Genomic DNA, 21860 nt, shown 5'->3' on the forward strand with positions numbered 1-21860 from the left:
CCTCCATCAGAATGAATTGATACTTCCAATTTTATCTTGAAAGGCGCTTTTGATCAAAGAATATTGGTTCATTTACATATAACATATTTCTTATAGACTTTTAGGCTCTCTTTCGTTTTTGTGAAAACAAGGTCATTTTGATCATGTTCACTCGATATTTCCTATCCAAAACGATTCTTTTCTCACTTATCTTTTCACTTTTTTTATATTAACCTATAACTAATTCATAAAAAAAAGAAAAAAAAGGATTGATATGAACAAAAACATATCATAAGATAGAATAGTAATAAAAAGACAAAAAAGGGAGGAATTTGATATGACAGAAACAAGAAATGAAATCAAACTACATGTTCTTTTTGGTGCTTTAGCAGTAGGATTCCTTATGCTAGCTCTTTTTTCCTTCTCGCTACAAGTACTGCCAGTTGCTGATCTAGCAAAAGAATTTGGTATTCCAGGCAGTGTTGCCGCTGTAGTTCTTAATGTGGTTGAAGCGGGTGGAGCTGTCACTACAATTGTCTCCATTTTAACTGCTGTAGGTTCAGGCGGTCTTTCTCTTATTGCTGCGGCTGGTAAAGAGACAATTCGTCAATACCTTAAAAACGAAATTAAGAAAAAAGGCCGTAAAGCCGTTATCGCTTGGTAATTTATTTAACGACTCAATAGAAGGAGACTCTGTTCTCCTTCTATTTAAATTTTAGTGCAGGTGAGAAGATGTTATATCCATTATTATCACTACTTCTATCCATTAGACTGGAGCAACAGTATTCTAATATCGCTCAGTTCGTTATACGAAAAATTCCATTTCTCAAGTCGTTTTCTTCAAAACAGTACATATTTTTTTCTTGTATTCTTGATATCATATTCGGATGCATGATTGTATTCGTTATATCTTCATTTCTTTACTCCCCCGTCTATCAAATAGAATGGGAAAGTGCTTTTGTGATGTTTTTATTTCTATTTTCTATCGTCAAAGGAATTGAATCTTATAGAAGAACTCATCTTCTTCCTTTTAAAGAATTGATACAGCTAGCACCTGTTTCCTCTAGACAACTTTTTCAAACGCTTCTGTTTTCAGAATTGATTTGGCTTGTGTTTACGAGTTTGAGCACTTATTTGATCTATTTTTTGTTCCAATATGATATTGTTCAAACACACGATCTGGCATTCTGGTTAAAACATGTCAATGTGATGCTGACAAGTATCTTCCTATTTATCATCAGCAATAAGATATTCGGTGCTTATATCTATAACATCGTCGTGAAAAAAATCGGGGCTATTCGTGTCCTCTTTTTTGCAAGCATCGCTTTGCTTTTTTTCTTTTTCGGAAGGGTTCTCATATTAAACATCATTTTCCCTTTTTATCACACCTTCCGGCAACTATTTCAATCGATCTCATCGCTTGCAGAGGATTCGTTTTGGATCACTCTTTCAAACAAGCTGATCTCTTTATATCAACATGATCTTCAGCAAATGCATCATGCTTTATTTTCAGATGGCTCTGTTTTTCTACAATTTCAAGCTCTGTTCCATTCACCTATTACATTGATTGTTGTGCTATTAGGTAGTGCGCTTGTCATGAGAAGTCCTGTTCGATGGATTCCAACGGAAAAAGATCAAGACCAAAGCTCAAAGCATTTTCGGGATTTATTTTATTGGTACTTTCAAGTACTGCATAAAATTCAGGGTTCGCTGTTTAGACAAAATGTGTTGATCCAAAAAGACATCAAGCTGCTGAAAGAAAAAAGGTGGCTCTTATCTAAAGAATTTTTTAATTATATGTTCATGTCATATGAAGCCTTCTTTTATATTGGTGTTTTTACCGGATTGATCTCGATCATCGATCATCAAGCCTTGCAAATTCAGCTGCTATTCACACTCAATATTATGATACTAGCGAATCAATCTTATGAGATGAGAATGCTGACACCTTCTATTTTTGCTTTAAGTGCTGAAAAAAAGAACATTTGGCTTTACGAGCTTTCTCAAATATCTCTTTTGCAATTTTTCTTATCAAAAATCCAGTTATTTTATTGTTTATTTTCCATACCAGCGCTCTTGTTACTATTCATTAATCTATCTATTATGACTGTGTATCAACTGTTTCATGTTCAGATGCTCATTCAACTGGTGGTATTAGGGGTTGGCTTTTTCATTTTTCCTTTGATTCAGCTTTACTTGTTTCCATTCACAACGAAATTCAATTTTATTCATGAGCATGAAATAGGGACAACAAATGAGGAACTAGAGATCATCGATAAAGGTCAGGCATTTGCAAGAAACTTTCTTGTTCTGCCTTTTATGTACTATTTGATTTTGACCTCTTTTCTCCCTATATTGCAGCAATCCTCAGGGCTCGTAAACGTGCTGTTCGCTATATATTTTGTGATCGTTTCAGTGATTTGCTGGATATTATGCCGCAAGACCATTTATAAAGGAATTGAGTATGTTGAAAAAAATAAGATATTTTCTATCGGAGAATAGATTGATTCTACGCCTCGGCTATCTTTATGCCAGTGTATTTATTGTAGCTTTGCTCATTGGAAGTCTCCTTCCTTATGATCAGATTCCTTATTTAAAAAAGGATGAAGACATGTTTTTTCTCTCTATTTTTTCAAACAATTTACAGGTTGGGCTTGCCATTCTAGGTATCGGGGCTTTTACTGGCGGCATTATGTCTGCTGGCATTCTTTTTTATAATGGCTATATCATTGGAAAACTCATTCAGTTTTTGATAGCTCAGCATGAAGTGCAGCAGTTATTCACTGGCCTCATGCCACATGCTTTTGTTGAGGTTCTTGGTTTGATCCTATTTTCAATCGTCAGTGCTTTTCCATTTATTTATCTTTACCGGTTTATGAAAGGTAAGGCCATTGATGTAAGAAAGCTGACTCGGACTGTGATTCAGTTAATCTTTGCCGCTGTAGTGCTCTTGTTGATTGCCTCTCTTTTAGAGGAATATGTCAGCCATGTACATCTATCTTAGAAGAAAGGAGAATGTGGTTCTATGGAGCTACTTCTACGCCCTAAGCAATTTTTCAACCAACATCAATCGACCAAAACTGTTATAGGCTTGGTCTTACTATCTTTATTTGTTTCAACTGTTTTTTTAACATTTTTCATTATTGATTTGTTAGTAGAGGAACCATTATCTGCGGGAAAACAATTAGCCAGCATTGTGTTTATCTTTTTACTGACAATCCCACTTTATTTCATATTGAATTTTCTCGGTACTGTCGTGACTTCAATTTATATGTACTTTTTTCATAAAACGTTTATTTTGCGCAAAATGTATTTTGTCATCTTGCTTTATAATGCGTTTCTTCTATTAGTGAATAGCGCAGCAATCTATTGTGTGATGGTACTCGATTTAGATCATTATTTTATCTTCATCCAAGCGGTTTCGTTTTTGATCAACTTGTACCTTTTACGCATCCTATATGATGGGATCATTTATTATGCTAAAGGGTCAAAAAAAGCCGCCCTTGCGACCGTCATCTTGTATATGCTGGTGACCACTGTTTTTGTTATTGGAGGATTTATCAATGGCTAGTTTGCAAGTGTCTCAGCTATCTTTTCGTTATGAAACAACTGAAGAAAGCTCTCCCCTCCTTGATCAAGTATCCTTTCATCTGAAAGAAGGTGATCGTGCTTGTATTATCGGAAAAAACGGCAGCGGTAAATCGACACTTTTAAAGATCATCGCAGGTCTGCTTCCTTCAGTATCCGAAACGGTTTTACTCAATGAACAGCATCATCCTGGGTCAGCTCTTTATAAAGGGTTGGTCGCGTACATCCCAGATAAGCCTTTGGTTTATGATGCGCTGACTGGTATCGAGCATATGACTCTTATACAGTCGCTATGGAAAATGAATCAGTCAGAAAAAGAGGTATACAAAAAGACCTTTCTCTCGCTTTGTGATGCATTTGATTTAACTCTTGCACTTAAGATGCCTGTCAAACAATATTCACTAGGTATGAGATATAAGCTTTTCTTTAATTGTATGGCGGCCAGATCACCAGAGCTAATCATTCTTGATGAACCTTTTACATCTCTTGATGAGGCATCTCAAATGCAGTCTATTTCTTTATTAAAAGAAGAATTCTCTGATCAATGTGTTTTATTTACAAGCCATCAGCGCTACCTTTATTCAGAATTAGGAAATCGTTTTTTCGAGCTTGATCACGGACAACTAAATGAGCGTTAAACATACAAAAGGCATCCCATCACAGGATGCCTCACTTCTTTATACCATTATCTTACCATTTACAGCGTTTGACCGGGCGGCAGCAAGGATTCTTGATATCACTACCACAGTCATATTCTTCCACAATATACTCATTTCGAGTAGATTGCGTCACAGGGTAGTAGTTTTCAATTCTTTTGATGTTTTTATTGACGTTTGTGATATGAGTTGGATGAATTTTTCTAATCGTTTGTTCATTTGTTGTCGTGTTGACAATTTGACGTGTAGGGGATACAACCGTTTCAACTTCTCCATGATTCCCTCTGCGAGGCCCAAAGAAAAAATTGTCTAATCGATTCCGGCTCATTCTCAACACCCCTTCAAGTTGTCTTTCACTTACACTCTATCGTATGTCAGAGGCACGATTAGTGATTAGATGCTTGTCTATTTTTGAAAAAATCCGCTTGTGATCTAGTAGTCTCTTTCTTTACAATAGGACAATTTTAACATATTATACAAATGATCTCTTGTGAAGGAAAGGACATTCATTGATGAAGACAAGACATAAACTTTTTTCATTTTTCATCCTGCTCGTCGTAGTTATCACCCTTCCCTTGCTGTCGCCTATGGTATTTACAAATGCGACTGAAAGAGGAGCGATACGGCATGGCATTTATCAAGAAGGCTACCCTTACCAAAGCTATTTTGCTATTTTGCAAAAAAAGGACGATGTAGACCCTCAATATGGTCAGCTGTATGATGTGTATTGGCAGGCTTGGAAAAGCGAGACAGGAATGACACCTTCCGTCTGTTATTCAAAAAAGATAGAAGACCATGAATATAAGGTCAGCTGCGGAACTGCACCATAACATTTTTCAATAACTTTAAAATTAGAGGTGAACGATTTGATCAACACAACACAAACCATCGAACGAAACAAACTGGACATTGCACTTGAACTGACGCAATTGCATTTGAATCGATATGAAGCAAATCATCCTGATCAGCTGAGTGAAATTTATGCGAAATATTATGCGCTTCTTGAAGTGCTGGACGTATCCTCATCTGATCAATTAATGGATTTACTGCCAGATGAACTGAAACAAATACTTGATTAAAAAAGCCATCTATCCTGTGTGGATAGATGGTTTCCTTTAGACACGTGCAGCCATATCGGTTTCGATTTGTTCTAAGCTTCTTCCTTTTGTTTCAACTAATACAAAGCGCGTGAACAACAGGCCAATTAAGCAGATGACCCCAAATGAAGAGAAAATGACGCCAAAGCTGAATTGGTCAGCCAAGATTGGGAAAACAAGGCCAACTGCTAATGATCCCGTCCAGTTAAAGGCAGAGGAAATGCCCGCTCCAATACCCCTGACAGAAAGTGGGAAAATTTCACCAATGATAATCCATGTGATCGGTGCCCATGAGAAGGCATAGCACAAAATAAAGCAGCAAAGTGAAATCAATGTGACCCAGTTTAATATACCTTCACTCACTCCGAGCGCACCTAATGCCGCTGGTGCAAAGAAAGACAGGGCCATCCCCGTTCCCCCAACTGTGAGAATCGTTCGGCGGTCGAACCGGTCGACGAATTGTAAAAAGATTACGGTCGTCACAACAAATATGACACCAACAATGACGGTAAAACCTGCGGCAACTTGCGGAGCAAGACCTACATTTCTTGCGATACTCGTTGCATAATACACAATGGAGTTCGCCCCCTGTATTTGCTGGAGTGTCGCCATTCCGACCCCAATAAAGAGAGCCATTCGGAATTTCTTTTGAAATAATTCACGAATGCCTGAGCGTTCTTCTTTTGCCACTTCTAAAATTTCTTGCATTTCTGCTTCAATCTCTTCACGTGAGGAACGAAGTGATCCTAATACTTCACGTGCCTTATGAGCCATTCCGTGTTTAATTAAATATCTTGGAGATTCAGGAAGTTTCAGCATGCCAATATAAAGCACGATCGCAAATAAAGCAGCACTTCCCAGCATCCAGCGCCAGCTGTCTGGAATTGGTTCAAACACAAATGCGACGATATAGCTAAGCAATAATCCACTCACAATCATCAGCTGATTCAGGCCGGACAATTTCCCGCGAATTTTGGCTGGAGCGATTTCAGACATGTAAGCAGGCACGAGCGATGAGGCTGTCCCTACAGCTGTTCCTAAGAAAATCCGGGCAATGGTTAATGAGATTTCTTCTGGTGCAATGGCTGAGCCAAGCGCACCGACAAAAAAGATAATCGATGACACCAAAATGAGCTTTCTGCGGCCAAACTTATCCCCCATCAGACCGCTTAAAATGGAACCAATGATCGCCCCGCCCATTAATGAAGAAACGACGATGCCAAGCCATAACGGGCTGAGCTGAAATTCTTCCTGAATGTGCCCTTCCGCCCCTGCGATAATGCCAATATCATATCCAAATAAGATACCTGCAAAGGACCCGAAAAAGAAGATAAATTTACTTGATACTTTTTTCTCCAAGTGGATGACCCCCTCACTTAATAAACCGCTTTCATTTCTCCCTGACATTCTACCGTTCACAGTAGAATGCATTTCACCCTTCTTTATAAAACCACATATTCTGCATTCACAAGCTTTGCAAAATGAACAATTTGATCAACCGTTAAATTGAGAGATACGACTGTATGATGACCTCCGCCGTGCTTAATCCATGCTTTGACGCCATCTTGAAAGTTCGGTTTGATTTTCCAGAGGACTCGTGCCACCGGTAAATGTGGTGCTGCTTCCTGCGGCTCAAAGGCTTCCACTTCTTGAATCAGCCATTTGAAATGTGTTCCAAAATCAGCAATGGAGACAACAACGCCCTCGCCTGCTTTTCCATCAAACACAAGACGTGCTGGGTCTTCCCGGTTTCCAATGCCTAGCGGAGACACGACAATGACAGGTTTTGTATGTGCAAGCGCTGGATCTACTTCTAACATATGAGATTGCAGCACTGCTTCCTGACCAGCAGTCATTTCATATGTGTAATCTTCCATAAAACCTGTGGATTGATGATGGCTCATCACCTTTAATAAACGATCCAGTGCGGCGGTTTTCCAATCCCCTTCACCCGCAAAGCCATATCCCTTTGCCATCAGCCGCTGAACGGCTAAACCCGGAAGCTGCTTCATGCCATGTAGATCTTCAAAGTTTGTCGTAAAGGCATTGTAGCCGCCTTCATCTAAGAAACGTTTGATGGCAATTTCATATCGTGCTTGCACTCTTACACTTTGTTCCCATTCTTCCGCCGAATAACTCCCATAATCCACGTCATATAACGTTAAGTACTCAGCAAACAGAGCATCAACTTCTGCTTCTTCCACAGCATTTACATAGTTCACAAGATCGCCAATTCCAAAGTAATCAACGGTCCATCCCAGCTGGATCTGCGCTTCAATTTTATCTCCTTCTGTCACAGCAACGTGGCGCATATTGTCACCAAACCGAGCCACTTTAATGTGGAAGCTCTCATGATAGGCAGCCGCAACGTCCATCCAATCAGCGATTTGCTGCTTCACCTCCTGCTTCGACCAATGACCTGCAACGATTTGGTTTTGCTTATTTAAACGTGCATTGATATAGCCGTACTCTCTGTCTCCATGTGCCGATTGATGGAGATTCATATAGTCCATATCAATCGTGTCCCATGGAATGTTTTCATAGTATTGCGTGACGAGATGCAAAAGAGGCTTTTGCAAAAGAGACGTACCACGTATCCACATTTTTGCTGGAGAAAACGTATGCATCCAAGTCATCACACCGATGACCTCATCACGATAGTTGACCTCTTTCATCAGCTGTGTGATTTGATCCGCACTGACCGCCAGTTCCTGCAGAATAATTGGATAAGGCAGCAAACCGCTCTCATTTAAGGCATCTGTTATCTTTTGCGCATCTGCCTTCACTTGCTTCAGTGCCTCGTCCCCATATAAGTGCTGTGACCCGACGACAAACCAACATTCTTTCTTCTGACTTGTTAACATAGAAATCCCTCTTTTCTTTATCTTGAAGGTTTTTGTCCGTAATACGCATGTGTTCCATGTTTTCTTAAATAATGTTTATCTAAAATCACCTGCGGAAGAGGCTCTGCATATTCGTTCAATTGCTTTGCAAACAGGTTCATTTTCGCTACTTCATCTAAAATGACACTGTTCGTTACCGCACTTTTTGCATCTTTTCCCCACGTAAAGGGACCATGACCTTGCAGCAAAATACCAGGAACCGCCATGACATCTATCTGTCTTTTCTCAAACGTTTCAATGATCAGGTGTCCTGTTTCCACCTCATACCCGCGATTCACCTCTTCTTCTGTGAGAAATCGAGCGCACGGAACAGGTCCGTAAAATGTATCGGCATGTGTTGTGCCCATTGCTGGTAAATCAAGTCCAGCTTGCGCCCATACCGTTGCCCACATCGAATGACTATGTGAAATGCCGCCAATTTCCTCAAAGTGTTTGTAAAGAACAGCATGTGTGGCAGTATCGGAAGAAGGATTAAATTCTCCCTCGACCACTTGACCGTCAAAATCGACCACGACCATGTCTTTTGCTGATAATTTGTCATACGCTATGCCGCTTGGCTTAATGACAAACAGTCCACTGTCACGATCGCACGCACTGACATTGCCCCATGTAAATTTCACAAGTCCGTACTTTGGCAGATCTAGATTCGCTTGAAACACTTCTTCTTTTAACCGCTCTAACATACAGGTGCCGCTCCTTTCTGTGGCGTGAGATGTTCTACTGCCGTCTTTTCTATCGGGAGTCCTTCTTGATAGCGCTTTATAAATTCCTCAAAACCTTTAACATCCAGTGGATCAGGATCAATAAGCTCTTCTAATGTATGGGCAAACACTTGATGCTTGAGAAAATGGCTCAGTGTTTGCTGCTGGTGATTGAGCATATATGAAGCAAGGACCGCCATCCCAAACGCACCGCCTTCTCCCGCAGTTGATACGACGGATACAGGTGTCCCGAGTGCAGCAGCGACCATTTTTTGCCCAACTATCGGTGTTTTAAATAAACCGCCATGTCCTAGTAAGCGATCAATCTTGACTTGTTCATGTGCTTTTAAACGATCCATCCCAATTTTCATTGCGCCAAATGCAGAGAAGAGATGCGTCCGAATGAAATTAGCAAGGGTAAACCGGCTTTGAGGAGATCTAACAAAAAGAGGTCTTCCTTCTTTTAGTCTCGTAATATTTTCACCAGAATAATAGCCATAGCTTAAAAGCCCGCCCCCATCATGATCTGCTTCTAAAGCTTGATTTAATAGAGTTTCGTACAATCTTTCTGTTTCAACTGGCTGACCCATTGCTTCAAACGCTTCTCTGAATAGATTCATCCAAGCGTTGAGGTCACTTGTACAATTGTTGGCATGAACCATCGCGACTGGCAGGCCATCTGGTGTCGTGACAAGATCCACTTCTGGGTACACACCTTTTAGATGATGCTCTAACACAATCATGGCAAATACAGATGTCCCAACTGAAATATTCCCAGTTCTCTTTTCCACACTGTTTGTTGCGACCATTCCTGTTCCTGCATCACCCTCTGGTGGGCAAAAAGGGATACCTGGCTGCAACTGTTTGCCTTGGTCTAAAATCGCTGCTCCAGCTGCTGTTAACACACCAGCTTCTTCGCCTGCTAAATAGACGCGCGGCAAAAGATGACGAAGCTTCCACGGATAGCCTTTTTCTGCAATCAATGCTTCAAATTGATGAAGCATCACTTCGTTGTAATCCTTCGTTTTTTCATCAATGGGGAACATTCCCGACGCATCGCCAATTCCGATGGCCTGCTTCCCTGTTAGCAGCCAGTGAATGTAGCCGGACAAAGTGGTCACATACTCTAACCGGGACAGATGTTTTTCCTCTCCTAATATCGCTTGATATAAGTGAGCGATGCTCCATCTTTCTGGAATATGAAATTGGAATACATCTGTCAGCTTTTGACTCGCCTCGGTCGTTGTTCCATTCCGCCACGTTCGAAACGGGACGAGGACTTCTCCTGTATGATGACAGGCGACATAGCCATGCATCATCGCAGATATCCCGATGGAGCCAATGGTTTGAATCGTCACCCCATACAATTGTGCAGCCTGTTCTTTCATCTGACGGTACGCCACTTGAAGACCTGTAATGATCTCAATTAAATTGTACGTCCATATTCCTTCTTGAAGAGAACTTTCCCATTCAAATGCACCTTGCGCAATTGGCTGAAACTCTTCATCTATTAAAATTGCTTTAATTCGTGTCGAACCAAATTCAATGCCCAAAGATGTCCGTCCTTCTCTAATGGCTTTGGCCGTCTCTTCACAATTCATTTTGTTCACCCCCATGATGATAGCGGTTTCAAATATCTATTTCGTTTGATCCATCTTTACCTGTGCACAAAAACAATATAATATTTGTACGTACATATGTCAATAATAAATATAGTTGTGCATACACAATCAGACAAAATCTTTCATATTCTCTAAGGATTAGACGGTAGACACTGCAAGCGCCTGTTTTTGATTGAGCAACCATGTTAAAATATGTCCATACAAGTTCTTCTCAATCCGAGTAGAGGATCAACTGTGAAAGAAGTGAAACGATGAAAAAGAAGTACCAGATCATTATGGATGATATAAAAAGCAAAATACTGACAGGGGATTACCGGATCGGGGAGCGTATTCCAACCGAATCAAGCTTACAAGAGATGTATCAAGTAAGCCGGCATACGGTGCGAAAAGCCATCTTAGAATTATCGAGTGAAGGTTTTTTACGAAGCGAAAAAGGCTCGGGCACATTTGTCACCAATCAATATCAAACAAAACCTGCTGGACATGCTCATATGAAAACGATTGGCGTCATCACCACATACATATCCGATTACATTTTCCCATCGATCATTCGGGGCATCGAAAGCCGATTAAATGAAGAGAACTATTCTTTGTTACTGGCGAGTACAAATAACGATGTGGAGCAGGAGAAAAAAGCGCTTGAAATGATGCTGTCCTTTGGTGTGGACGGATTAATTGTCGAACCGACAAAAAGCAATTTATATAATCCAAACATTTCGTACTACCTATCCTTTAAAGAGCAGGATGTCCCGCTTATAATGATCAATGCCTACTATGAGCAGTTAGAGGTTCCCTTCCTTTGTTTGGATGATGTAAAGTCCAGCTATTTAGCGACAAAGGAGCTGATCACCTCTGGACATCAGCACATTGGACTGATTTCAAAAACAGATGATTTACAAGGAAAATATCGAATGAAAGGCTATATTCAGGCACTCGGTGAAGCGAAGCTCAATTTCCTGCCAGAGCATGTCCTTTTTTTCGATACAGAATCGAAGCAGTATTTGGGGGATCATATCAAAACCTTTTTACAAGCACACCAGCATGAGCTGACCGCCCTTGTTTGCTATAACGATGAAGTCGGGTTAGAAGTAGCAAACGTATGTAGTGAAATGGGTTTATCTATTCCAGATGATCTTTCCATTATCGGACAGGATAACTCGTATATTGCCCAAAAAAATGCCCATGTGAAACTGACAACGCTGACACACCCTCAAGAGCAAATGGGACGAGATGCGGCAGACTGGATGATTAAAAAAGTACAAGGGAAAAAGAATCTTCCTGATCAAACATTTTATGAGCCTGAACTCGTTCCTGGTGAAACGATTAAAGCGCTGAACGCAAGAAAAAATGAGCCCTCTTCATAGGAGGCTCATTTGGCTTTAGGCTCTTGTTCTAGCATATTCATCACGTCATAAGCAATTCGGTCGGGAGAATCTTGCGTGATACGATTGTGATAGTTAGACAAGACCACCACTCCTGTTTTTGAATGCGGGCGGAAACCCATGAAGCTGGAGAAACCAGAAGTTGCACCATTATGGCAAATCAATCCCGTATCATCTATGACCCACCCGAGTCCCATTGACATGTTTTTCCCTATCTTCACCTTTGGCTCGTGGGTCATTTTCCATGGAGAAGCGACGTCTGCACTCATATGTGCAGAGAGAAATGAAAGCAAATCCGTGATCGTCGAACGAATCGCACCAGCCCCTTGATAGTCATGCATCTGAAGCGGAGGAACCTCTTTTCCATTCTCTTGATGACCGAGGATCATCTTCTCTTGGACGTCCTCCTTGATCGTAATCAAGGTGTTCGATAGTTTCAGCTCATTCACGATATATTCAGTCAGCAACTCTTCATATGTTTTGTGAAGAGACCATCCCATGATCAACCCGAGGAGCCCCATCCCTACATTGGAGTAACGAGATGGGTATTCCTTTCGCTCATTCCATTTTTTCGAGTGTAACAGTTTCATTAATTCATCAAGGGAGTATTGACAGTACATATCTCTTCTCACTTTTGGAAGGAACCTTAGTTGTAAATCTCTGAGAAAACGATGTGAAGGAAGTCCAGACGTATGGGTTGCCAGCTGTTCCAATTGGATGGGGTGATTCTTTCTTATTTCGGGACAATACAGTGAAATGGAATCGTCTAGCTTCATCTGCCCTTTTTGAATCATGCTTGCCAATATACTTGTCGTAAAGACTTTTGAAATAGAGCCGATTTCAAAAATGACCTCCTCAGGCTGCACGCGCTGCTGTATGGGGTGATCTCCGAAATGAAAAACGTGTCTTTCTCCTTGATGAATCAGGCCGATCACGAGCAGTGCCTGTTTCTTTTTTTCCGTATAAGAAGAGGCAATTCGCTGTACTTCTTGTTTGAGCATCATCAATGGATCATCATCCTTCCCCTTCATTTTGATCTACAATCAATTGATCAAGCTTTGTATAAATGGATGTCAATGTGTTGATCTCTTCGAGGCTTAATTTTGAATAGTATTTTTCAATGATCGCAAGTTCTATCTTTCTCATATTCTCCAAGTACGTCTTTGCCTTTTCAGAAAGTTCAACGTGCAATTCCCGACGATTTTGCGGGTTGATGCTGCGGCGAACCCATTCTTTTTTTTCAAGTGTGTTTAACAACTGGCTCACAGCACTTTGGGTGATGCCTAGTTGCTGAGCAATTTGAATAGGTGAGCTTCCCCCTTTTCGCTCTACGAAATCAAGGACAATATGCTGTTTATCAGTTAACTCATCTACAAATAACTCTTCAAACTCTAATCGGAGCTTTTGATGGATGCGCGCTTCGATTTGGTTTAATTCTTGGATCATCGTTGTTTTGGATGTCACTGTCATCACCTTTATAATTAAGATAACTTAAGTATAAAGGTATATTAATTATTAATCAACAAAAATCCCTATCTTTTATCAAAGATAGGGAAAATGCCGATTATACTTCTTCTTTAGGTGAAGGTACTGCACATACGCCATCTGCACATGCTTCTTCAAATGAAGCATCAGCCGCTTTCTCCGTTTGCACTGCCTCTTCTGTCCAAGCCGTTTCAAGGGCACGAAGGAACGTATCTGCTGGCTGTGCACCAGCAACCGAATATTTGTCATTGATCAAGAAAAAAGGCACAGCAGAAATCCCGAGCTGTCTTGCTTCTTTTTCGTCTTCTCGCACATCTTCTGCAAATTCTTGCCCGTCTAGAACCTTCTGTACTTCGTTCTGATCAAGACCTGCTTTTTCTGCGATATCTAAAAGGGTTTGACGATCACCAACATGCTTTCCATCTGTAAAATACGCTTGAAACAGCTCACCCATGACGAGATCGCCTTTTCCCATTTTTCCAGCATATTGTGCAAGCTGGTGGGCATCAAAGGTGTTTGTCAAAACGAGTGGATCGAATTGAAAATCGATTCCTTTCTCCTTGCCCGCCTGTTTCACCTGTTCATTCATTGCGATGGCCCGGCTACGGCTCATGCCATATTTTTTGACAAGCATATCATGCACATCATAATCCACTGCAACAGGTGCATTCGGATCAAGCTCAAAGCTTTTAAACTCTACTTCTACCTGTTCTTTATGAGGGAATTGCTCAAGCGCTGTTTCCAACTGTTTTTTTCCTATATAACAAAAAGGACAGGCGATATCTGACCAAATTTGTACTTTCATCTTCATCTTCCTTCCGTTGCTTACGTTTTTTCTTTCGAGATGTAACTATTATAGTTACATCTTATCGTTTATGTCAAGTGATCCTTCTTTTTAAGTACCATGTATTAAAAAAACCTTTCCTTCAAAAAAGGAAAGGTTTTCATCACGGCTATTCTAAATTCGCATGGTGACCGTACATTTTATGAGTGTCGAGCTTCTTCATTTCCATCAATCTCAAGATGACCGCATCGTACATAAGAAGCAAAGTTTGCTCAAATAATGAGCCCATCGGCTGAATCGTATGATGGTTTCCTTCATGTTGATCCTTTGGCGCACCTGACAGTAAGATGACTTCATCCGATAGATCAGCTATGGGTGACTCAGCTGAAAGTGTGAACGACGCCACGCTTCCGCCAATCGCCCTTGCCTTTTTCGCGAGCACAAGCAGCGTCTCTGTTCGGCCAGAACCGCTCCCGACAATCAATAAATCCTCAGATGTAAAAGCAGGCGTATTCGTTTCACCGATCACATAAGCTTCGACACCAATATGCGTGAGTCTCATCGCAAACGATTTCCCCATCAAACCAGACCTGCCAGCCCCTGCGACGAAGACCTTTCGAGCCGCTAAAATGCTTTTGACAAGCTGCTCTGCTTGTTCGTCTTGAATCGCGGGCGAGTGCTCAGAAAGCTCGCTTAGAATCGCTCTCACATAGTCACTTGTTTTCATGATTGTGCAATCAACTGCTTCATTTGCGCAGCCACTTCTGCTTTATTGTCTTGGCTCGCAATGCCGCCGCCGACAATAATCAAATCAGGGTTTAATTTGACGACTTCAGGTAACGTATCAAGTTTAATACCGCCTGCAATCGCTGTTTTCGCCTGTTTGACCACTTGTTTAATGGTCATGAGGTCATCAAATGAGTTTTGACCAACCGCTTGCAGGTCATAGCCTGTGTGCACACAAATATAATCTACCCCAAGCTCATCAAGCTCTTTCGCGCGGCCGGCGATATCTTTGATCCCAATCATATCGACTAAAATTTGTTTCCCTCTTGCTTTTGCTTCTTTCACCGCTCCTTGGATAGACATATCTTCCGCTGCCGCAAGAATGGTGACGATATCCGCTCCAGCTTCAGATGCCTGCTGCACTTCATAACCGGCAGCATCCATAATTTTGAGATCCGCCAGCACACGTAAATTCGGAAATGCCTGTTTAACTTCTTTTACAGCACGAAGCCCTTCGTTGATCACAACAGGTGTCCCAATTTCCACCACATCAATAGACGCTTCTACTTCTTTGATCAGCTCGATCGCTTCTGGTATATTCACTAAATCTAACGCTAATTGTAATTTCATCTACATTCACTCCTGTTTCATCATGTCATCTTCAAGAGCTCCGCGGATGATGCATCTTGAATCTTTCTTGCATGAAACGAGTATAACAACAGGAATGGCGCAATCCTAGTACGCACTTTTTTTTTACATACTATACTTTTTCGCATATGGGCACAAAAAAGATACTGTCTTTCGACCAGTATCTCAGCGTGTAGACAAACCCTCGCATTCGGTATCAGTCCTGCGTGCTGGTGCTCACGAATGTGACATTCGCTCCGCGCCAGTACTCGTCCTTCCTAGGGCTGCAAAGGTTTTCTATCACGCTGAAAGGAAGACAAAGGGCTAAAATCAATTCATTTTAGCCCTTTGTCAACAATCTGAGATACTGTCTTTCGTTCAGTATCTATTTGTAGGTATTTCTATTTATCGTCCTTTAAAAAATTGCTGTCGAGATATTGTTTGCCCCAATCATACATCGCCTCTAAAATTGGCATTAAGCTTTCTCCGAGTTCTGTGAGAGAATACTCAACCTTTGGCGGAACGACAGGATAAACCTCCCGGTGCACAATGTGATCTTCCTCTAATTCTCTTAGCTGATTGACAAGCATTCTTTGCGTAATCCCAGGCATTAACGACTTTAACTCACCAAACCGTTTTGTCCCTTCTCTGCCAAGGTGCCATAAGATCAACATTTTCCACTTCCCGCCGATAATATTCAGCGTCAGCTCTTTTTCGCAATTGAACACTTTATTTTCCATACGTGATGACAACAACATACACTCCTTTAATCTCAAACCACTTTATCATATACTGCGGCAAAATGGATTGCCCTAGCATACAGTCTTTGTTATTGATTTTGTTTTTTGACGAAAGCCATCACAGCCTTTGTCATCTCTTGCGCTTCTTTTGGCGCTCTGTCAGATCCAAACCATTTATTTAAATCACTGTGGCTCAGCGAATGAACCCGAAACACAAACCGTGAGCCTTTCTCATGATTCAGTTTTTCTGCAAATCGGTACACCTCAGGATTTTCCCAGCCTGTGACCAAATAAACAGGCGGTACATTCGTTTGATTCATATAAGTGACCGGTGATGCCTTTGTCCAGTTTTTCTCCTGTTTGCCAAACACTTTTTTATACGATGGAATGGCTTGTATAAATTGATTGATGTTTAACGGTCCATCTAAAATCACGATAGAATTGATCGTTTTTGGCGACAGCCCCACACGTTTTAAGTAAGTCGAATCTGTAGCAACCAATGCCGTCAAATGACCGCCCGCTGAGTGTCCCATGACATTGATTTTTGACGAATCGATTTGATATTCATCTGCATGATCCTTGACCCACTTAATAGCATTCGCCGTATCATCCGCCATCTGCTCATAGGTGGCATCAGGGTGAAGCCTGTAATTCATTGAAACAAACACATAACCTTGACCCGTAAAATAATCAGCCTTTGAAGCGACTCTATTCTTATCGCCGCCTGTCCAGCCGCCGCCATGGAGATAAATCATAACTGGATGCTTCTTCTTTTTGTCTTCATCTTTTCCCTTTGGCATATACATATCGAGTGTTTGCTGTTTGTTTTGTGTGTCTGCGTAATGGATGTTCGTCGTCGGCTTAGGCTGGTTGAAACGGAACACAAAGAATGCGCACACCAATAAGCCAGCGATGACCGCCGCAAATAAGAGCCATTTCATGATTCGATTCAATGTCATTGCACCTTTCTATGTTGGGATGGGGAAGCATGATTCGCATATATGTAGAGAGACTAGCCCGATTCATTTGATACGACTTGTATGACTTGAACCGTTTGACAGTAAAAAGAAAAATACTGTTCTTCATAATCTTCGACAAAGTAATTCAAATATTCCCAGCCTCTATCCAAAAGTTGAATGTTCAAAAAAAGAGAGGAATCGTTTGTTAACTCCAAATCTTTGATTTGAACAGAAGAGACATTGGTAAATTTCAGATGAATGTCTGCTTGCAGATTCGGGGAATCATATGGGATGTGCATTACAATACAGTTGATCAAGTCGTAATGTTCATTATACTCTTTAAAGTAGTGAAATTCATTGATTTGCTTTAGATGCTTGATATTGAAATCAGGGATTTGTTTCTGGATTTTTTCATCTAAAAACCATGTCATCGTTTGTCCTCCAGAAGGTTATTAAATAAGTGCAATGATTCGTTTTCTTGTTTCTTCATGGTATTGAACATAGGAATGCAATAAAGGATAACAATCAAGGATATGTTGATATGTTTTGATTTGAGGATATTGCTCTTCAAATGACTGACGCAGCACGTTTAACTGTTTTTTCGGTATTCGTTTATGATCGATCACAAGACTCGAGCTCCCCGCAACAAGTGAAAAAAACATATAAAAATCATCTGAGGATACCCCAGTTTCTTCTTCAAAAGAGATGATATCATCTGGATAAGCAGAATCTAATAAGTATTGATAACGTTGTTTTACATCATCGAATAAACCTTGTTTATCACGGCTGAATCTCATGGATTTTCTCCAATCTCTCATTGTTTTTAATTCTTATTTAGACGCTAATGAGATCTTCCTATACACTGCAAATAAATTCTTGTGAATCGAAACATACGTTTTTCGATTCTATTGCGAGTAACATCCCATTGATGTTAAATAGAAAATTTGCATTTGAATCAAATTCTTCAAGAAGTACATTTTTAAGGTTCCCTATCCCATTAGGATGGTAACTGCATTCAAAAATTTGCCAATTCATCTCTTCTTGTATCAATTCTTCAAATCTATCATTACCTTCACCCCCATTATAATAAAGACTCGCCACATTCATAAATCGCAATTCATGATACCGAGCATCATTTATTTCACTTATACTAATGTTTATGACTAGTTCTTTACGAAAAAAATCAAATGAGAATGCCAGTACCTCACAGACACCATCTAAATAATCGATCCATTTCTCAATACTGCTAAACATCTCATTCACTCCCCCCAAAATTAGTATAATTTCGAATCAGTTCTTTTTTAAAATCATCAGGAAGTTTTTGATTCGGAAATACAACTGAAATCCAGCCTAATACAATCTCATCTAAAATTCTCCACGTTTTTAACAATTGTTTATTCATTTGTTCTAATTGAAGAATCGCTAGTACTCCTATCTCATAACCTCTTTCGCCATAAATGATCCATTTCGCAGAAGGGGAAACCCATATCACACGTGAAGCAATACCCATTATGCTATCATTTACACTCTCTATCGGATAATCCGTTAAGAGATCGAGGTAATCACTTGGTGTGAGGTTTAACGGTACTTTCACCCAAGGATAATAACCAAAATCATGATAATAATCATCCATGCTCTTCTGCTCATCTAATACAGCCATGAGTATATAGTCATCATGATGATTCAAAGCTAAACCTTTTAACATTTCCCAGCCATCATCTGATAACAACCAATGGAATTCTTCGAATAAATAATGAGGGGTTTTCGTTTTCAACACTTGATCAGGGAATGTCTTCGTACTGTGAATGAGCGAATGAACAAACGATAGAACATGTTCAAATTCTTTTGGATCGGATATAAACAAATGTTTCACTTTATGCTCCTTTCATATCTTCGGGTAAGGCTATTATCAGTCATTGATTCTCAATTCCACCGCTTGGAACATTATGCATAACTAGAAAGCATTTGAGTGAAATAGTCATCGAATGTTTTTTGATCCTTTAATAATAGTTGTAGCCATTTTGCTAAAACAGGGTGATCCAGTGGCTTCCATCCTTCTTCTAATAACATATTTTTTGCAGAATCTTTTGTTGATACCATCCCTATGATACAAATTTCCATATCTCTATCTGCCCAAATCGCCCACTGCAAAGAATGAGATAACCAGACAACTATATTCGAATTCGTGATTATATTATCCGCTATGGAACCTTTTGGGTGCATCCATAGTGCATTTACATAATCCTCACCTGAAATGTTCACACTCGCTTTCAGCCAATGATAATAACCAAATTCCTTCAAATAATATGCGGTTGGATCTGGTTGAAGGACTGCAGTCAAAAATTCTCTATCTTGTGTAACAGTTGATAACTCTTTTATGGTTGGTAAAATATCATCACTCAATGCCCAATCAAACTCTTGAAACAAAAAACAATCAAATGTCTTACGAAAGACTTGTTGTGGCAGCTCTTTACTTGTTTCAAACACATGGTCTACTAAATTCTGATAGAATTTGAATTCTTTTTCTGAACGAATAAATAAGTCTTCAAGCCGTTTCAAACAACTACCTCCACTCTTGTCGAACTAGTAGTTTTTTAATTCTTCCTCTATATCTTCTTTTAATGTTTGAATTTCAATTGAAACCGAATCATTTCGATTATAGAAAATGGACGGATTGATTCCATCTGCTATCATTCCCGGCAGCCACTCTTCTATAAAATCATCTATATCAATCATTTCGGGCACTGTTTTTTCCCATTGATCGATCGCACAATAAGCGGCATGATCCTCTGTCGGCCAAAAATGAAGCTGCGGTACACCATATTCATCCTCTGACACCACCCATCCCTTCTCGCTTCTTAATGACCAAACCTCTTCAAAATCAACGATCTTTTTGATGAAATAGGCATAACGCTTTTTCGCAGGTAATTGGATGGTGGTTTCTAACTCTTTCGGATGTATGGACATTGCGTCACTCCTTATCTATTGATCTACTGTAACGACTTGATTTAGACATTACTAATTGAAGACGGCGACTCCATACGGATTGTAAAACAAATCATCTTCGGGATAAAAATCGCATTCAATAAGATCTAACTTTATCTGCTGACCTTCATCATAGATAACCTTTTCTTTTAAAGCTTCTCTTTTTTCTTGAATAGATTTGTTTATCAGTTTAAAAGTACCGCTCTGTCTCTTCAGCATGAAACCCTTCAAACATCATTTCAGGCTCTCCAAATTGTTGAAATCCACTGTTGACATACACAACATCACTCTCTTGAACAATAGAAGTCATATATTGATAAGGATTGAAGTCTTCTATTAAACTTTGCCATGTCTTCTTCATAAAAGAACGGCCTGATGATTCAATTTTTATCGCCATGCCATCAATCTTTAGTAAAGATGTAGTCAATTGTACAAGAGCGTTTAGTTCTTTTCTTCTAAGGATTCAGTTATTCCAATGATATACAAGCATGTTTGATGTGTATCTATTTGTTTAAGTTCTTCTGAATTGAATTGTTCATTTGGAGGGAAAGTCTCGCTTAATTGATCAATATGATCAACTACTTCAAGATCGTAATAAGTTCCAGTTCGTTTATGCATGATTCGATCATTCACGAATATATAATCATTCAATTCGTCGAGTTCTTTTAAATCATGTGACCAAAATCCTGGAATTGCGATGACTGTTTCAGGCATAACATTCACTCCTTTTAATAGATGGAGACTTAAAAGAATATAGTAAGCTGATATATAGGAGCTATTGGTACTTTTCTAACCAATCATTCAAATCATCTACACAATGCAAGTAAGAATTAAGTGAATCTTTCAAATCAATTCCACTCAAAAGAATCAGCATATCCTAAACTTGATTATCGTCTATTTCTGGATCGTCTGCAGAAACGTAAGTTTCAGCCCAATCAGATACTTTTTCTCTTCTTAAACTTATAGATGTTCATCAACTTGTTGTTTATTTAACCGAAAAACAAAATGTGCCTTATAGTACATACTACAAAGCACATTTCCAATACCACTATCAAATCATTTAAATTTCTTCAAATTGAAAATTTATATTTCACATAGTATTTTTGCATTTAAAATAATTCTGTTTTAACAATCTAAAAAAAACTATTTTTACGATCTTTTAAAATTTTGGGTTTGCTTTTTTCAATTTCTAACAACAAACTTTCACCATAAATAATAATTTGATGTTGAACTGGATCCCCCAGTACCCCCCATTCCAAATCCGCTTTAAAGAAAAAACGATAATCTCCATCAGGATAAGGCGGAATAAGCCAGTCTCCGAAATCATCTAATTCAATCGGCAAATGTGGTGAAAAAGAATAACCGGAGTGTTGCCATTCCAAAGCGTATATTCGTTCATTAAAATCAGTGCATTTTTTAAAAAAAGTTAAAATATCACATTCGAATTCCTCTAGTTCATTTAAATTATACTTTGTATTTCTATCACTCATTTTAATATAAAACCTTTTGTATGGTTTTGGAGGTTTTATTTTTACTAATTTACTACCAGGATTCCATTTAATTTTTTTATGAACAATATTCCATAACTCTTCATTTTTTTTATCGGTTAAGATATCCCAGTTCATT

At 39.6% G+C, this 21860-nt stretch carries 29 protein-coding genes and 1 pseudogene; 8 read left to right on the forward strand and 22 right to left on the reverse strand.

Annotation, left to right across the window (positions count from 1 at the left end; translation table 11 throughout):
• Positions 1-316 precede the first annotated feature (316 nt).
• From NST24_RS12200 to NST24_RS12220, 5 genes are all read left to right on the forward strand, one after another.
• Positions 317-643 carry an uberolysin/carnocyclin family circular bacteriocin gene (locus NST24_RS12200; RefSeq protein WP_017358050.1) on the forward strand — a complete coding sequence of 109 codons (327 nt, stop codon included), beginning with the start codon at positions 317-319 and terminating at the stop codon, positions 641-643.
• 299 nt (positions 644-942) lie between these two features.
• The gene (locus tag NST24_RS12205) at positions 943-2481 is read left to right on the forward strand and encodes a hypothetical protein (protein ID WP_342461820.1); all 1539 of its coding nucleotides are present in this window, start codon (positions 943-945) and stop codon (positions 2479-2481) included.
• Between the two features lies 1 nt (position 2482).
• On the forward strand, positions 2483-2983 hold the full coding sequence (locus tag NST24_RS12210; RefSeq protein ID WP_024718785.1) for a stage II sporulation protein M: 501 nt from the start codon (positions 2483-2485) through the stop codon (positions 2981-2983).
• A 21-nt stretch (positions 2984-3004) separates the two neighbouring features.
• Positions 3005-3550 carry a hypothetical protein gene (locus NST24_RS12215; RefSeq protein WP_045034088.1) on the forward strand — a complete coding sequence of 182 codons (546 nt, stop codon included), beginning with the start codon at positions 3005-3007 and terminating at the stop codon, positions 3548-3550.
• A complete protein-coding gene (locus tag NST24_RS12220; protein ID WP_342461821.1) occupies positions 3543-4205 on the forward strand; it encodes an ABC transporter ATP-binding protein in 663 nt (220 codons plus the stop codon). The genes NST24_RS12215 and NST24_RS12220 overlap by 8 nt, the downstream gene beginning before the upstream one ends.
• A 52-nt stretch (positions 4206-4257) precedes the next feature.
• Here NST24_RS12220 and NST24_RS12225 read toward each other — a convergent pair whose 3' ends face one another.
• Positions 4258-4551 (reverse strand): CotD family spore coat protein, encoded by a 294-nt coding sequence (locus NST24_RS12225; protein WP_008342559.1) that lies wholly within the window; start codon positions 4549-4551, stop codon positions 4258-4260.
• Between the two features lie 184 nt (positions 4552-4735).
• On the opposite strand from NST24_RS12225, the gene NST24_RS12230 reads away from it, so the two are divergent.
• Entirely contained in the window at positions 4736-5053 is a 318-nt protein-coding gene (locus tag NST24_RS12230; protein WP_342461822.1) for a hypothetical protein, read from the forward strand.
• A gap of 27 nt (positions 5054-5080) precedes the next feature.
• Positions 5081-5302: a hypothetical protein gene (locus tag NST24_RS12235; protein ID WP_224558471.1), complete on the forward strand. Its 222-nt coding sequence runs from the start codon at positions 5081-5083 to the stop codon at positions 5300-5302.
• A gap of 36 nt (positions 5303-5338) precedes the next feature.
• Here the strand turns inward: NST24_RS12235 and NST24_RS12240 are convergent, their stop codons facing one another.
• The 4 genes from NST24_RS12240 to NST24_RS12255 form a co-directional block, all read right to left on the reverse strand.
• Positions 5339-6679, reverse strand: a complete 1341-nt coding sequence (locus NST24_RS12240; protein ID WP_007501378.1) for a sugar porter family MFS transporter — start codon at positions 6677-6679, stop codon at positions 5339-5341.
• Between the two features lie 83 nt (positions 6680-6762).
• Positions 6763-8184: an L-arabinose isomerase gene (araA, locus tag NST24_RS12245; RefSeq protein ID WP_342461823.1), complete on the reverse strand. Its 1422-nt coding sequence runs from the start codon at positions 8182-8184 to the stop codon at positions 6763-6765.
• A gap of 17 nt (positions 8185-8201) precedes the next feature.
• Complete coding sequence (locus tag NST24_RS12250; protein WP_007501382.1) at positions 8202-8906, reverse strand: L-ribulose-5-phosphate 4-epimerase; 705 nt, start codon at positions 8904-8906, stop codon at positions 8202-8204.
• Positions 8900-10525, reverse strand: a complete 1626-nt coding sequence (locus tag NST24_RS12255) for an FGGY-family carbohydrate kinase (protein ID WP_342461824.1) — start codon at positions 10523-10525, stop codon at positions 8900-8902. The genes NST24_RS12250 and NST24_RS12255 overlap by 7 nt, the downstream gene beginning before the upstream one ends.
• A gap of 272 nt (positions 10526-10797) precedes the next feature.
• On the opposite strand from NST24_RS12255, the gene NST24_RS12260 reads away from it, so the two are divergent.
• A complete protein-coding gene (locus NST24_RS12260) occupies positions 10798-11910 on the forward strand; it encodes a GntR family transcriptional regulator (protein ID WP_039167175.1) in 1113 nt (370 codons plus the stop codon).
• A 5-nt stretch (positions 11911-11915) separates the two neighbouring features.
• Here NST24_RS12260 and NST24_RS12265 read toward each other — a convergent pair whose 3' ends face one another.
• From NST24_RS12265 to NST24_RS12345, 17 genes and pseudogenes are all read right to left on the reverse strand, one after another.
• Positions 11916-12932, reverse strand: coding sequence for a serine hydrolase (locus NST24_RS12265; protein WP_342462634.1), 1017 nt, complete (start codon positions 12930-12932; stop codon positions 11916-11918).
• Between the two features lie 10 nt (positions 12933-12942).
• The gene (locus NST24_RS12270; RefSeq protein WP_202394234.1) at positions 12943-13398 is read right to left on the reverse strand and encodes a MarR family transcriptional regulator; all 456 of its coding nucleotides are present in this window, start codon (positions 13396-13398) and stop codon (positions 12943-12945) included.
• 94 nt (positions 13399-13492) lie between these two features.
• Positions 13493-14218, reverse strand: a complete 726-nt coding sequence (locus tag NST24_RS12275; RefSeq protein ID WP_342461825.1) for a DsbA family oxidoreductase — start codon at positions 14216-14218, stop codon at positions 13493-13495.
• 148 nt (positions 14219-14366) lie between these two features.
• Positions 14367-14924, reverse strand: a complete 558-nt coding sequence (gene hxlB / locus NST24_RS12280; RefSeq protein WP_045034094.1) for a 6-phospho-3-hexuloisomerase — start codon at positions 14922-14924, stop codon at positions 14367-14369.
• On the reverse strand, positions 14921-15553 hold the full coding sequence (gene hxlA / locus NST24_RS12285; RefSeq protein WP_045034095.1) for a 3-hexulose-6-phosphate synthase: 633 nt from the start codon (positions 15551-15553) through the stop codon (positions 14921-14923). The genes hxlB and hxlA overlap by 4 nt, the downstream gene beginning before the upstream one ends.
• A 398-nt stretch (positions 15554-15951) precedes the next feature.
• A complete protein-coding gene (locus NST24_RS12290) occupies positions 15952-16308 on the reverse strand; it encodes a winged helix-turn-helix transcriptional regulator (protein ID WP_029708013.1) in 357 nt (118 codons plus the stop codon).
• A gap of 71 nt (positions 16309-16379) precedes the next feature.
• The gene (locus tag NST24_RS12295) at positions 16380-17249 is read right to left on the reverse strand and encodes an alpha/beta hydrolase (protein WP_342461826.1); all 870 of its coding nucleotides are present in this window, start codon (positions 17247-17249) and stop codon (positions 16380-16382) included.
• A 53-nt stretch (positions 17250-17302) separates the two neighbouring features.
• A complete protein-coding gene (locus NST24_RS12300; RefSeq protein WP_342461827.1) occupies positions 17303-17680 on the reverse strand; it encodes a hypothetical protein in 378 nt (125 codons plus the stop codon).
• A gap of 21 nt (positions 17681-17701) precedes the next feature.
• Entirely contained in the window at positions 17702-18046 is a 345-nt protein-coding gene (locus NST24_RS12305; protein ID WP_342461828.1) for a YxiJ family protein, read from the reverse strand.
• Between the two features lie 58 nt (positions 18047-18104).
• Positions 18105-18503 carry a hypothetical protein gene (locus NST24_RS12310; RefSeq protein ID WP_163116333.1) on the reverse strand — a complete coding sequence of 133 codons (399 nt, stop codon included), beginning with the start codon at positions 18501-18503 and terminating at the stop codon, positions 18105-18107.
• A gap of 1 nt (position 18504) precedes the next feature.
• Positions 18505-19122: a hypothetical protein gene (locus tag NST24_RS12315; protein ID WP_342461829.1), complete on the reverse strand. Its 618-nt coding sequence runs from the start codon at positions 19120-19122 to the stop codon at positions 18505-18507.
• Between the two features lie 71 nt (positions 19123-19193).
• Entirely contained in the window at positions 19194-19808 is a 615-nt protein-coding gene (locus NST24_RS12320) for a hypothetical protein (RefSeq protein ID WP_047946475.1), read from the reverse strand.
• 24 nt (positions 19809-19832) lie between these two features.
• Positions 19833-20216: a DUF2750 domain-containing protein gene (locus tag NST24_RS12325; RefSeq protein WP_342461830.1), complete on the reverse strand. Its 384-nt coding sequence runs from the start codon at positions 20214-20216 to the stop codon at positions 19833-19835.
• Between the two features lie 208 nt (positions 20217-20424).
• Positions 20425-20631 carry a hypothetical protein gene (locus tag NST24_RS12330; RefSeq protein ID WP_342461831.1) on the reverse strand — a complete coding sequence of 69 codons (207 nt, stop codon included), beginning with the start codon at positions 20629-20631 and terminating at the stop codon, positions 20425-20427.
• Between the two features lie 44 nt (positions 20632-20675).
• Positions 20676-20948: a hypothetical protein gene (locus NST24_RS12335; RefSeq protein ID WP_342461832.1), complete on the reverse strand. Its 273-nt coding sequence runs from the start codon at positions 20946-20948 to the stop codon at positions 20676-20678.
• A gap of 61 nt (positions 20949-21009) precedes the next feature.
• A pseudogene (locus NST24_RS12340) lies at positions 21010-21186 on the reverse strand (DNA-binding protein); the annotation flags it as partial.
• 181 nt (positions 21187-21367) lie between these two features.
• Positions 21368-21859 (reverse strand): DUF2716 domain-containing protein, encoded by a 492-nt coding sequence (locus NST24_RS12345; RefSeq protein ID WP_342461833.1) that lies wholly within the window; start codon positions 21857-21859, stop codon positions 21368-21370.
• Position 21860 lies beyond the last annotated feature (1 nt).

Origin of the sequence: Bacillus sp. FSL R5-0286, from assembly GCF_038593245.1 — a bacterium.
GTDB lineage: Bacteria > Bacillota > Bacilli > Bacillales > Bacillaceae > Bacillus > Bacillus altitudinis.